Source organism: Lysobacter sp. BMK333-48F3 (assembly GCF_019733395.1).
GTDB lineage: Bacteria > Pseudomonadota > Gammaproteobacteria > Xanthomonadales > Xanthomonadaceae > Lysobacter.
Map to the genome: position 1 here is coordinate 2,969,552 of NZ_JAIHOO010000001.1, position 12,452 is coordinate 2,982,003.

Annotated in this window: 12 protein-coding genes; 6 read left to right on the forward strand and 6 right to left on the reverse strand. The window is 70.2% G+C overall.

The window, feature by feature from the left end; all coding sequences use genetic code 11:
* The first annotated feature begins 18 nt into the window (after positions 1–18).
* Positions 19–1,179, forward strand: a complete 1,161-nt coding sequence (locus K4L06_RS12615; protein WP_221671693.1) for an AAA family ATPase — start codon at positions 19–21, stop codon at positions 1,177–1,179.
* Between the two features lie 311 nt (positions 1,180–1,490).
* On the opposite strand, the gene K4L06_RS12620 is transcribed toward K4L06_RS12615, so the two are convergent.
* The gene (locus K4L06_RS12620) at positions 1,491–2,447 is read right to left on the reverse strand and encodes a LysR family transcriptional regulator (protein WP_221671694.1); all 957 of its coding nucleotides are present in this window, start codon (positions 2,445–2,447) and stop codon (positions 1,491–1,493) included.
* A 143-nt stretch (positions 2,448–2,590) separates the two neighbouring features.
* Between K4L06_RS12620 and K4L06_RS12625 the strand changes: the two genes are divergently transcribed.
* From K4L06_RS12625 to K4L06_RS12635, 3 genes are all read left to right on the forward strand, one after another.
* Positions 2,591–3,601 (forward strand): NAD(P)-dependent alcohol dehydrogenase, encoded by a 1,011-nt coding sequence (locus tag K4L06_RS12625; RefSeq protein ID WP_221671695.1) that lies wholly within the window; start codon positions 2,591–2,593, stop codon positions 3,599–3,601.
* Positions 3,602–3,807: 206 nt separating this feature from the next.
* Complete coding sequence (locus tag K4L06_RS12630) at positions 3,808–4,359, forward strand: GNAT family N-acetyltransferase (RefSeq protein WP_221671696.1); 552 nt, start codon at positions 3,808–3,810, stop codon at positions 4,357–4,359.
* Positions 4,356–4,922 (forward strand): GNAT family N-acetyltransferase, encoded by a 567-nt coding sequence (locus tag K4L06_RS12635; RefSeq protein ID WP_221671697.1) that lies wholly within the window; start codon positions 4,356–4,358, stop codon positions 4,920–4,922. Before K4L06_RS12630 ends, K4L06_RS12635 begins: the two co-directional genes overlap by 4 nt.
* A gap of 11 nt (positions 4,923–4,933) precedes the next feature.
* Here the strand turns inward: K4L06_RS12635 and K4L06_RS12640 are convergent, their stop codons facing one another.
* From K4L06_RS12640 to K4L06_RS12655, 4 genes are all read right to left on the reverse strand, one after another.
* Positions 4,934–6,019 carry a DNA methyltransferase gene (locus tag K4L06_RS12640; RefSeq protein WP_221671698.1) on the reverse strand — a complete coding sequence of 362 codons (1,086 nt, stop codon included), beginning with the start codon at positions 6,017–6,019 and terminating at the stop codon, positions 4,934–4,936.
* The gene (locus tag K4L06_RS12645) at positions 6,006–7,142 is read right to left on the reverse strand and encodes a hypothetical protein (protein ID WP_221671699.1); all 1,137 of its coding nucleotides are present in this window, start codon (positions 7,140–7,142) and stop codon (positions 6,006–6,008) included. Before K4L06_RS12645 ends, K4L06_RS12640 begins: the two co-directional genes overlap by 14 nt.
* A 224-nt stretch (positions 7,143–7,366) precedes the next feature.
* Positions 7,367–8,791: a nicotinate phosphoribosyltransferase gene (locus K4L06_RS12650; protein ID WP_221671700.1), complete on the reverse strand. Its 1,425-nt coding sequence runs from the start codon at positions 8,789–8,791 to the stop codon at positions 7,367–7,369.
* A gap of 72 nt (positions 8,792–8,863) precedes the next feature.
* Entirely contained in the window at positions 8,864–9,919 is a 1,056-nt protein-coding gene (locus K4L06_RS12655; protein WP_221671701.1) for a bifunctional nicotinamide-nucleotide adenylyltransferase/Nudix hydroxylase, read from the reverse strand.
* A gap of 135 nt (positions 9,920–10,054) precedes the next feature.
* Between K4L06_RS12655 and K4L06_RS12660 the strand changes: the two genes are divergently transcribed.
* Both K4L06_RS12660 and K4L06_RS12665 read left to right on the forward strand, forming a co-directional pair.
* The gene (locus tag K4L06_RS12660) at positions 10,055–11,050 is read left to right on the forward strand and encodes a hypothetical protein (RefSeq protein ID WP_255595104.1); all 996 of its coding nucleotides are present in this window, start codon (positions 10,055–10,057) and stop codon (positions 11,048–11,050) included.
* A 38-nt stretch (positions 11,051–11,088) separates the two neighbouring features.
* A complete protein-coding gene (locus tag K4L06_RS12665) occupies positions 11,089–12,075 on the forward strand; it encodes a hypothetical protein (protein WP_221671702.1) in 987 nt (328 codons plus the stop codon).
* Positions 12,076–12,098: 23 nt separating this feature from the next.
* On the opposite strand, the gene K4L06_RS12670 is transcribed toward K4L06_RS12665, so the two are convergent.
* Entirely contained in the window at positions 12,099–12,326 is a 228-nt protein-coding gene (locus K4L06_RS12670; RefSeq protein WP_221671703.1) for an RNA-binding S4 domain-containing protein, read from the reverse strand.
* Between the last annotated feature and the right edge of the window lie 126 nt (positions 12,327–12,452).

The window sequence follows — 12,452 nt, forward strand, 5'->3', positions numbered from 1 at the left end:
CGTTCCGGCGCCCGATCCATGCTGCATACCCTGGCCATCGCCAACTACCGCTCGCTGCGCGAACTCGTGCTGCCGATGGGGCGGCTGAACGTGGTCACCGGCGCCAACGGCAGCGGCAAGTCCAACCTCTACCGCGCCCTGCGCCTGCTGGCCGAAACCGCGCAGGGCGGGGTGGTGCCGGCGTTGGCCGCCGAGGGCGGCCTGGGTTCGACCCTGTGGGCGGGGCCGGAGACGATCTCGCCGCGCATGCGCCGCGGCGAGGTGCCGGTGCAGGGCACCTCGCGGCAGGCGCCGGTGGCGCTGCGGCTGGGCTTCGCCGGCGACGACTACGGTTATGCGATCGACCTGGGCCTGCCGGCGCCGAGCCGCTCGCGTTTCGCCCACGACCCGGAGATCAAGCGCGAGGCGATCTGGGCCGGGCCGTTCCTGCGCCCGGCCAACCTGCTGGTCGACCGCCGCGGCGGTTTGGCGCGGGTGCGCGAGGGTCGCGGCTGGCGGGTCGCGGCCGAGGGCCTGAACCCGTTCGACAGCCTGTTCGGCCAGCTCGCCGATCCGCAGGCCGCGCCGGAAGTGCTGAGTCTGCGCGAGACCATCCGCGGCTGGCGTTTCTACGACCATTTCCGCAGCGACGCGCAGGCGCCGTCGCGGCAGCCGCAGCTGGGCACGCGCACGCCGGTGCTGAGCCACGACGGCCGCGATCTGGCCGCGGCCTGGCAGACCATCCTCGAGATCGGCGACGAGCGCGCGCTGGAGGCAGCGGTGAACGACGCGTTTCCCGGCGCCCGGGTCGCGGTCGCCGGGCGCGAGGCGCTGTTCGCTTTGGAGTTCCATCAGCACGGCCTGCTGCGGCCTTTGTCGGCGGCCGAGCTGTCCGACGGCACGCTGCGTTATCTGCTGTGGATCGCCGCCCTGCACACGCCGCGGCCGCCGCCGCTGATGGTGCTCAACGAGCCGGAGACCAGCCTGCATCCGGACTTGCTGCCGGCGCTGGCGCGGTTGATCGCGCATGCCTCGCGGCGCACCCAGGTGTGGGTGGTCTCGCACGCGGCGCGGCTGATCGCGGCGCTGGAGGAAGAGGCCGATTGCAACAGCATCCGGCTGGAGAAGCAGTTCAGCCAGACCGGGGTCGTGGGGCAGGGGATGCTGGATGCGCCGGCGTGGTATTGGCCGGAGCGGTGAGGTTGCGGTGGGGCGGGGGCTGCAGCAACGGCAACAGCAACAGCGACAGCAACAGCAACAGCAACAGCAACAGCAACAGCAAATCCCCCCTGCCCCCCCTTTTTCAAAGGGGGGAAGAGGGCTGGGGGCTTCGATAAGTCGCAGGCGCCGACGCGGTTGCCGTTTGTTCTCGACGCTCTCCCTCGCAGCCCTCCACGAGCTCATTGTTTCCGAGTCCCTTAGCTGTTCCCCGGGCTCCATCGCAAAGCTCTTGCTGTTCCCCCCTTTGAAAAAGGGGGGCAGGGGGGATTTGCTCCTAAGCTCCTAAGCCCCTAGCCGCCAACTCCCGCCCCGCACACCGCATTGCGGTCGCTGCGATCCCACGCCACCAGGTCCGGAATCCGCTCCACCAGCAGGTCGATCGCCGCGCGCGTGCGCAGCGGCAGGTAGTGGGTGCGCGGCCACAGCGCGTGGATGCTGGTGCCGACCACGCGGTCGGCGTGCATCACCAACTGCAGTTCGCCGGCGCGGATATGCCGCGACAGCATCCAGCACGGCAGCATGGCCAGGCCGGCGCCGGCCACCGCGGCGTCGGCGATCGCCTGCAGATCGTCGAAGCGCAGGCGCGCGTTGACCGGCGGCTCGCGCACCTGGCCGTCGTCGTCGCGCAGTTGCCAGGCGACGTTCTGGCCGTTGCGGCCGTAGACGATCGCGTCGTGGCCGGCGAAGCCGTCGATGTCGCGCGGCAGTCCGCGCTGCGCCAGGTACGAGGGCGCCGCGCAGATGCCCAACCCTTCTTCGGTCAGCCGGCGCGCCGCCAGGGTCGCGCTGTCGGGCAGGCGGCCGACCCGGATCGACAGGTCGTAGCCTTCCTCGACCAGGTCGACATAGCGGTCGTTGAACGACAGGTCGATTTCCAGCCGCGGATGCCGGCGCGCCAGCTCCAGCATCACCGGCGCCACGCAATGGCGGCCGAACTGCACCGGCGCGCTGACCCGCAGCCGGCCGCTGGGCTCGCGCCGGCCGCTGTCGAGCGCGGCCTCGGCGGCATCGAGTTCGGCCAGCGCTTTCACGCAGCGCTCGTAATAGGCCTGGCCGTCGTCGGTCAGGCTCTGCCGGCGCGTGCTGCGATGGAACAGGCGCACGCCGAGCTGCTGCTCCAGGCGTGCGATGCGCTTGCCGATCGCCGAGCGGGTCACGCCCAGGCGCTCGGCGGCGGTGGCGAAGCCGCCGGCTTCGGCGGACTGGACGAAGGCGACGATGCCGAGGAGTCGGTCGTTGACGGCCATATTGGTTCCTATGGGGATACAAATATCGGAACGAAACTAACCACTGGTGCGATATCGGAAGCGATATCGTACCCGCACTCGGTCGCTGCCGCATCGCCACGATGCCTCGGCGCACCGCGTCCCCCATTCCCATCGAGACAGACATGAAGGCTTATCGCATCCGCGCCGGCGCCGGCATCGGCGCTCTGGAATCGTTCGAACGCGCATCCGCTCCGCTCAGCGGCAATCAGGTCCGGGTCCGGGTCCGCGCCGTATCCCTGAACTACCGCGACCTGATGGTCGCCAGCGGCCACTACCCGGTGTCGACCGACGCGCCGCTGGTGCCGGGCTCCGACGCGGTCGGCGAGATCGTCGAAGTCGGCCCCCAGGCCAGCCGCTGGAAAGTCGGCGATCGCGTCGCAACCAGCTTCTTCCCGCATTGGCACGACGGCGCGCCGACTCCGCACGCGACCCGCGACGCCTTCGGCGGCGGCGCCGAAGGCGTGCTGGCCGAAGAGCTGGTGACCAGCGAGCTGTCGCTGTTCGCGGTGCCGGCGCACCTGAGCGACGCGCAGGCCGCGACCTTGAGCTGCGCCGGCGTAACCGCCTGGAACGCGCTGTTCGTCGAATCGCGGCTGACCCCCGGCGGCAGCGTGCTGCTGCTCGGCACCGGCGGCGTGTCGATCTGGGGACTGCAGTTGGCCAAGGCCGCCGGCCTGCAGGCCTTCGTGACCTCCTCCAGCGACGAAAAGCTGGCCCGCGCCCAGGCGTTGGGCGCAGACGGCACGGTCAACTACCGCAGCAATCCGGAATGGCAGCGCACGGTGCTGGACCTGACCGGCGGCCGCGGCGTCGACGCGGTGCTGGAAGTCGGCGGCAAGGGCACCCTGCAGCGCTCGATCGATGCGGCGACGATGGGCGGCACCATCGCCGTGATCGGCGGCGTCAGCGGCTTCGCCGGCGAATTCGATCCGTTCTCGGTGATCGCCGGCGCCAAGCGCCTGGCCGGCATCTACGTCGGCAGCCGGGCGATGGGCGAGGACCTGGGGCGCTTCGTCGGCGTCAACCAGATCGCGCCCGCGGTCGACCGCGTATTCGGTTTCGACCAGGCCAATGAGGCCTATGCCTATCTGCGCGACGGGGCGCATTTCGGCAAGGTGGTGATTGGGGTTTGAGGCTGGGAATCGGGAGTCGGGAATAGGGAATAGCAGAAGCGGCTTTCGTTCCCTCGATGACCTGCACAGCGGCGGTCGTGCAAGGCGCCGGGCTTGCCCGGCGTTTTGCTTCAGGCGTCGATAGCGGCGGTTGCGACTTTTCGCCGATGCCTCAGGCGGCGGCTTCGTGCGATCTTCGGCGGATCGTCCCGACGTTGCCTAACCCGATGACTTCCGCCCCGCCCGAACACGACGCCGTGCGCATCCGCCGCGCCGGCGCCGACGATGCCGCCGCGCTGGCCCTGGCCGGCGCGGCGACCTTTCTGGAAACCTTCGCCGGCATCCTCGACGGGCCCGACATCGTCGCCCATTGCCGCAACCAGCACGCGGTCGAACTCTACGACGGCTGGCTGGCCGATCCGCAGTGCGTGGCCTGGCTGGCCGAAACCGTACACGGCGCGGCGCCGGTCGGCTACGCGCTGATCGCGCCGCCGAAGCTGCCGCTGGCCGATCTGCGCGCCGACGATCTGGAACTCAAGCGGATCTACCTGTTGTCGCGTTTCCACGGCGGCGGCGTCGGCCGCGAGCTGATGCGCCATGCAGTGGAACAGGCGCGCGAACGCGGTGCCGGCCGGCTGCTGCTCGGCGTGTACGCCGGCAACGCGCGCGCGCTGGCCTTCTATGCCCGCAACGGTTTCGGACAGGTCGGCGAGCGCCGCTTCCAGGTCGGCGCCAACGTCTACCAGGACGCGATCCTGGCGCTGGAGCTGGGCGCATGAGCCTGAGCATCGTCGCATTGACGCCGGCCCTGGCCGCGGCGGCGTTCGCCTTCGATTCCAGCTTCGCGGTCGATTCGCGCCTGCGCCTGCGCAGCGAGGGCGATGCGATCGCGTACGAAATCGAGCCGTTGCCGGCCTACCGCAAGCGCTACGGCGACGAGCCCGGCGACGAGGACCTGGACGAGCATTTCGAAGGAGAGCAGGCCGCCGGTTTTGTCGCGCTGCACGACAGCGCGGTGATCGGCCGCGTGCTGGTGTCGATAGCCTGGAACGGCCTGGCCCTGATCGACGACATCGCGGTCGATGCCGGCCAGCGCCGCAGCGGCGCCGGTGCGGCCTTGCTGCAGCGGGCGATCGACTGGGCGCGCGAGCGCGGCCTGCCGGGGGTGGTGCTGGAGACCCAGGACCGCAACGTCGCTGCCTGCCGCTTCTACGCCCGCCACGGCTTCGTGCTCGGCGGCTACGACCGCCTGCATTACGCGCACGACCCGGCATTGCGCGGCGAGGCCGCGCTGTTCTGGTATCTGGACCTCGGCGGGCTCGGCCTGGACGCCCCCGTCTAAGCGCGACCGTTTCAGCCGTCGCGTTGCGGCGGCACCGGCGCCAGCGACGCATGGCGGCTGGCCAGGCCCAGGTCCAGCCGCACCAGGCGGCCGAGCCGGTCGCGGCGTTGCGCGCGCAGGTACCAGTGCGCGGCCCAGGGCTCCAGCCGCAACGGCGGGCGCACCGGCTCGCCCCACAGGCTCAGTTCGTAGTGGCGCTCGTGCAGCCAATAGAGCAGCCGGTCCAGCGCCGCGGGATCGCCGTCGTCGAGCAGCAGGTCGGCGTCGGCCGGCGGCCGCTTCAGCCCGTCGCCGCCGTGCGCCAGCCAGTGGGCGAAGCTGCCGTGCAGGCGATACCCGAAACCGGCCGCGCGCATCGCCTGCAATTCGTCGCGGGTGCTCTGCAGGCAGATCGTTTCCGGCTGTTTCTGGAATACCAGCGCGTACTCGTGGCTGCGGTCGCTGCGCGCATCGCCGGGCGCGCGCGGCTGCGGCTCGCGCCGGTAGCACAGCAGGCGTTCCTCGCGCGCCACGAACAGGCCGCCGAGCACCCGGCCGAGGTCCCAGGCCAACGGCAGCATGCGCCCGTCGATGACCAGGTTCTCGGCCATGGCGATGCAATAGCCGCCCTGCGGCAGCGCCTCGCGCACGGCGTGGAAGATGTCGCGCAGGCGTTCCAGGTAGGCGGCGTAGTCGCGCTCCAGGTACAGCTGGCCGGCGTCGTCGCGGCCGGGCCAGCGGCAGCCGAAATAGGGCACGTTGGTCAGGCACAGCGAATACGCCTGCGGCGCGGACGTGCCGGGCAGGCTGCCGGTCGCGATCGGCGCTTCGACGCCGTGCCGCGCCAGCCGCTCGCGACCCAGCGCGGCGCGCTCGGGATCGATCTCCATGCCGCAGCCGCGCCGGCCTTCGAGCGCGGCGGCGAGCAGGGTGGTGGCGAAGCCGCAGAACGGATCGAACACGGTCTCGCCGGGGCGGCTGAAGTGGCGCACGAACGGGCGCATCTGCGCGACCCAGCCGCAGTCGCGGCCGTCCAGGCCGTCGCGGGCGCGCAGGTCGTCGGGCAGGCGGTGTTCGGGCGGGTCGGGGTCCAGCAATAGCCAACTACGGCTGTCCATGCGGCGCCTCCCACAGGATGTCGCGATCCGGCTGCCAGCCGGCGCAAAGCCGGCCGTTGCCGTGGTAGACCAGCTTGTACACGTCGCCGCTGGCGTGGCGGCGGTGCATCGCGGCGTAGTCGGAGGATTCGAACACCACCTCCAGGCCGCTGCGCGGATCGTGCAGGCGCAGGTTCCAGAAGTAATAGCCTTCGGTGATCCGGCGCGGCTGCAGCCGCGACCACCACGGCGCGTCCATGCATGCGGCCAGCACCTGTTCGATCGGCACGCGTTCGGCCTCGATATAGCGGCGGGTGGCGTTGTCGCGATAGCCCGCGTCCAGGCGCGAGAACTCGCGGAAGATCACCGTGCCGGCGCCGCAGGCGCGGGCCCAGTCCAGATAGGCGGCGACGCCGTCGGCGTCGTCGATGCCGCCGCGCTGCAGGATGCAGACCTGGCGCAGCGGCAGCGCCGCGGCCAGGCGCCGCGCCACCGTTTCGAAGCGGGCGCCGTCGGCGATGGCCTCGCCGTCGCGGAAGCGCATGATGCGCTGGTTGCGGGCCGCATCGTAGTGATGGCGGGAAAGCTCCAGCCACGACAGGCCGAACGCCTGCAACGCGGCGATCAGCTCCTCGCCGCGGCCGCGGGCGAAGCCGGCGCCGTTGCTGTACAGCACGCGTTCCTCGACCGCCACGCCGTCGCGCTCGGCCGCGCCGAGGGTGTCCAGCAGGCGCAGGAACCAGTCCTCGTCGTCGCTGGATTCCAGGCCCGACAGCGACCACGACAGCGGCAGCCCGCGCAGTTGCGCCAGCGCTGCGCCGAGGCCCTGGAAATAGTCCGGCCCGGGACGCAGCGTCTGCGCCATCGCGCCGGCGCCGGCAGGGCGCAGGTTTTCCGAGCAGAACAGGCAACGCGCCGAACACGGCCGCGCCGCGGCGTAGGGGGTGAAGGTGACCGGTTGGGCGATGCGGTAGCGACGCGCGCCGATGCGCTGCTCGCGCCAGCGCGCGGCATCGTGTTCGCCCGGCGCGCGCCGGGCCAGCTGCGGCGTGGTCGCGCGCAGGCGTTGGAACAGGGAAGAGGCCGCGCTGAGCGGGAGCGTGCCCGGATCGGCGGTCGCTAGCCCTTCGAGTGGGGCCGGCATGGGAGGCATCCTGGAATCGGTGGTGGCGAGGAGCGGGTTGCCCTCAGCCTGGCCCTCTCCCGCAGGCGGGGTGAGGGAACCCTACGGCGCGATCTGAAAGCAGTGACGAGGCCTTCCGAGCCCCTCCTGCCATCGGCAGAAGAATCCTGCGTTTCGGTCCGAAAGCGGCGAAGCTTCCGAGCCCCTCTCCCGCTTGCGGGAGAGGGGCTGGGGTGAGGGCCGCCTCAAAGCCGGGTCGCATCCGCCAGCTCGCGCACCTGGGCGAAGCTCCAGTCGGCGAGCAAACGGCCGTCCTCCCACACCGTCGTCATCGCATCCTCGTAGCCCAGCGGCGGCGTCGCCTCGGCCACCGACGGCGCGTCCTGCGGCACCGGCACGGTCTTGAAATGGCCGTACTCGCGGTGCCGCACCAGGGTCATGCGGCCGCGCTTGCTCGACTTGCCCTTGTCGGTGACCGGATCCTTGTAGACGTCGATCCATTCGCCGTCGATCCGCGCCGCCGAGCACTTCAGCGCGAACTTCTGCGTGTCCCGGTCCAGCCGCTGCAACAGCGCGCCGCCCATGCCGAAGGCGAGGTTGTCGGTGGCGTAGCCGTAGCTGGTGATGCGCTCCAGGATCGCGCGGATGCTGGTCGGGTTGATGCCGTCGCCCTGGATCACCCGCACGTGGTTGAGCACCTTGTAGCCCTTGCCGTTGACGGTGTGGCCGAAGGCCTCGTCGAGCAGGGTCAGGCATTGGTGGACCACGTCGACCGGGTCGCCGGAGTCCGGCCGCACCACCAGGGTCGCGCCGGAGGCGATCACCTGCTCGCGCAGGGTCTTGCCCCAGTGCTCGCGGATGGCGTGGAAGATGTCGTAGCTGTCGGAGACCACCGCGACGATCGCGCCGGGCTTGGCGAACTGGGTCAGCATGTTGCGGTAGGCGTCGACCTCGCGTTCGCGGCCCCAGCTGGTGATGGTGCTGTGCTCGGCGGCCGGGATCGAATAGCCGGCCATCGGCTCGTGGTAATAGCGCCGCGCCAGCAACAGGCCGGAGACGGTGTCGGTGCCGAGGAAGTTGACCAGGTGCGCGGCGCCGCCGAGCGCGGCCGATTCGGTGCTGGACACGCCGCGCGCGCCGAAGTCGTGCAGCTTGAACGGCAACTGCCCGGCCGGGTCGTCGCTGGTGCGTTCCAGGAACTGGCGGATGGTCTGCTTGGCGTGCCAGCTGATCGTCGCCACCGTCACCGGGTACCACAGCCGCAGCAGCAGGGTTTCCAGGTAGGACGGCACCCAGTAGGCATTGGGATCGGTGGACTCGATCGTCACCAGGGCCTGGTGGGTCGGCACCACCGTGCCTTCGGGCACGGCGCGCACGCGGATCGGCAACAGGCCGCCGTGGCGGTCGACGATGTCGCGCCAGCCGGCTTCGTTGAACGGCTCGCCGTGCGCCGCGTACAGCTCGCGCGCTTCGTCGATGTCGGCGTGGGTGACCGGCTTGCTGAGGTACTCCTTGAGGATCGCCTGCAGGCCGAAGAACACCGTGCGGTCGTGCACGCCGCCGCGCGATTCGACGTAGAAGAAGGTGGCGTCGGTGCCGGGCGGGTACTGCAGCCAGTGGCTGGCCTTGTAGCTGTCGGTGTTGAGCAGCAGGTTGTCGAGGCATTGCATGACGGAAGCTCCTTCGCGTCTGGGAGAAGCCGGCGGTCTGTCCACCGGCATGGGGCCGGGCGGTCCTTTGGATCAGCCGTGGCCGAGGAAGTATTCGAGGATGTGCAGGTGGTCTTCGTACAGCTGCGGGCTCATTTCCAGCGCTTCGCTGACCGGAATCCAGCGCGCCTTGTCGGCGTCGTCGCCGCCGCGCACCGGCGGCAGGTCGCCGGCGGCGAACTCGAAGTGATAGGCGTGGGTGATGGTGCGGCCGCGCGCGCTGCGTTCGGGGTGGTCGAACACGCGCTGGCCCTTGAGCGAGCCCTTCAGCACCGGCAGCGGCAATTTGAGCCGGGTTTCCTCGCGCAACTCGCGCAGGCAGGCGTCGAGCAGGCCTTCGTGCTGGCCGACGAAACCGCCCGGCAGCGCCCACAGGCCCTTGCCCGGTTCGGCGCGGCGGCGCACCAGCAGCACGTGGCCGGAATGCACCACCACCGCGTCGGTGGTGACGAAGGTCGGCGGGTAGGGCGCATCGGCCCAGGCGGCGCGGTATTGCTCGAGGAACTGGTACTCGGCGACCAACTGGCGGAATGCTGGGGAGTTCTTGCGGAACGCTTCGAGCATGTCGAACACCGGCGCCGGCACGTTGGCCCGGATCAGCATCAGCCCGCCGTGGCTGTCGAGCTGGTTGGCCTCGAACAGGTAGCGGCGCAGCTCGGTCGCCGACAGGGTGGCGGTGTGGGTCACGTCGACCAGCGGCCACTGCGGAAACTCGCGCAGGTAGTAGCTGGAGGCGTCCTTGTCCATGCCGATCAGGCCGATCCGCGCGTCGGCGTCGGCGCCGTCCTGGCGCACCGCCTCGGCGACCGTGCGCTGCACCGCGGCGATCCACTGGCTCTCGTTGTAGAGGTGGTCGCGCAGCGGGCGCACGATCAGGCGCTCGGCGGCGTCGGCGAAGGCGCTTTGGATCATCACCGCGCGCTCGGCGACGGTGAACGGGTTCTTGACGGTGCGGGGAGTGTCGGCGGAACCGACCAGGAAGACGACCTTCTTCGCCTTGCCCAGCGCGTGGCGGGCGACAGCGGCATGGCCGTTGTGGAAGGGCTCGAAGCGCCCGATGAAGACCAGGTAATCGTATTCGTGTGCCATGAGAATCCCTCACGGAGTTGATTCGCCGCCGGTCTGTCCGAGGGCGTGACGAAAATGCTACGCCGATCGCGACCGCCGTCAAGTGCCGCGGCGCTGCGTACAATCGGTCGCTCACGGACATGGGGGAACGCAGGGATGGCGATGATCGTGCCGCAGTACTGGGCCGAAGCGCAGGTGCAGGAGCGCTTCGGCCGCGACCACCCCAGCGGGCGGCGTTCGCTGACGGTGCGCCGCTTTGGTTGGTCCGACGCCAGCCTCGCCGAGGCCCAGGCGATGGCCGACGCACGCGCCCGCGATGCCTTCGACCGCCTGCTGGCCGGGCAGAGCGGCCTGGCGCGCAGCGAACCGCGCGTGCCCTACGACGCCGAAGGCCTGCCGATCCGCGAGCAGATCGTCGAACGCGACGGCGACTCGGTGGTGACCCGCAACAGCTACGGCGCGCGCTGCCTCAACACGCCCGAGGTGCTGTTCGCCGACATCGACTACGACGCGCCGGTCTCGGCCTGGCGCCGCGGCTATCTGTTCGCGTCGCTGGCGATCGGCGTCGCGGTCGGCTGGTTCAGCCATCCCGGCTTCGGTTTTCTGGCGTTCTTCGCCAGCGTGTTCGGCTTTTCGCTGATCGCCCGCGCCCAGTCCAAGCGCCGCCACGCCGCCGACGGCGGCCCCGAGATCCGGGCGATGCAGCGCGTGCGCGCCTTCCTCGCCGGGCACCCGGACTGGCATCTGCGCCTGTACCGCACCCCGGCCGGGCTGCGCCTGCTGGCGATGCACCGGACCTTCGATCCGAACGAGCCGGCGGTGGCGGAGTTCTTCGCCGCGGTCGGCGCCGACCCGCAATTCGCGCTGATGTGCCAGCGCCAGCACTGCTTCCGCGCCCGGCTCAGCCCCAAGCCGTGGCGGATCGGCATCCGCGAACGCCTGCGCCCGCGTCCCGGCGTATGGCCGATCGACCCGGCCTACCTGGCGGAGCGCGAACAGTGGGTGGCCGAATACGAACGCAAGGCCGTCGGCTACGCCGCCTGCCGCTTCGTCGAAAGCCTGGGCAGCCGCGACTACGTCACCGCGGCGCAGCACGTGCAGCGCTTGCACGACGAGGCGTGCCGGGCGCAGAGCGCGTTGCCGTTGGCGTGATTGGCAGGAAGCCTCCGGATAAATTGAGGAGAGCGCGCATGCAGCGCATGTCGTCGCCGAAGCGACGCCTTGACCCCTATCGGATTGCTTTGTTCGCTGCGGTGATGCTGGCCGGGACGGTTGCGGCGCTGGCGTGGCCTAGGCGGCCCCTGCTGGAGCCAGGACCGATAGTGGTTTTTGACGAGGTAGCGGAACACCCGACATGGGTCGGCGTTAGCCCGAACTCCGCCCATCTGGCGAGACAGCGCAGGATCTTGAGAGAGATAGATGCGCTCGGAGAGGAGCATCCCTGGGCAGGTCGCTACGTCGCCAGCTCCGGCTACGAAGCCCAACGGCTGATGTTGGCTCCGATCAACGGAGCCCATGTCCAATTGTCCAGCGACGTCGTCGGATCGGAGCTGCGTTGCGATTACGCGGTAGGCGAGCGCGCCGATGGCGATCTGCAGTTGACCGCGTTGCGGCACCCCGACCCGTGTGCGGTACGGGTGGGGACGATGCTGCGTCCGGTTCGTTGGGGACAGCGTCGCTATCTCGTCGAGGCAGGGCTCTTGGCCGAGTTCGTCGAGCGGATGAGCCTGGGGCTGGAGCCGCGCGAGGAACTGTACGAGCACTCGGGCGTGAGAATGGAGGGGCTGGCCTTGCTGAGAGAAGGCGACGAAGAGAAGACCGTCGAAGGCTTGCCCGATCTACCCGCGAACGTGCTGGCTGCATTGCATAGGCAGCCGGAGCCTGTCGCGGTGATCTCTGTCGCGCCGTCGGCAAGCCCGGGCGCCAACGGTTCTTCTTATCGCTGGCGCTTACGGGCTGGTTCCAGTGCCGGTCTGCATGAAGGCGAGCGCTTGCGCTATGCGCTTCCCGGTTGTGGCGAGGGCACGATGACGGTGACCTCGACCGAGGCCATTGCGGCGACGGCCTACTCGTCGGCTCGGCCTTGTCTACTCGAACGCTCGGGCAGGGGCGAATTGCGTGTGCTGCGGGCCCATTACGACCCCTGGCAGGCGCAGAAAACGAACCCGGCCGGCTGAGCAGGAGGCAATCGGCGGACGGATCAGGCGCTGGCGAACACCACGATCTGCACGCCCTGGCAATCCACCCGCTGGCCTGCGCGGATCTTGCAGGTCTTGCGCAGTTCGACCTGGCCGTCGACCCGGACCGCGCCGCTGGCGACCAGGGCCTTGCCGGCGCCGCCGCTGTCGCATAGCCCGACCAGCTTGAGCAGCTGGTTCAGTTCGACGTGGTCGTGGTGGGCATCGAGTTCGAAACGGATCGGTTGCATGGTCGGGCGGCGGTTCGTGGCAGGGCAGGGTCGCAGCGCTGCGACCTGGACGCAAGACGCTTGCACGCGCGGCGGCGTAGGCTGGGGTGGTTCGGCCCCGGCGGCGGCGCCGGGCCCCAGGCCGGC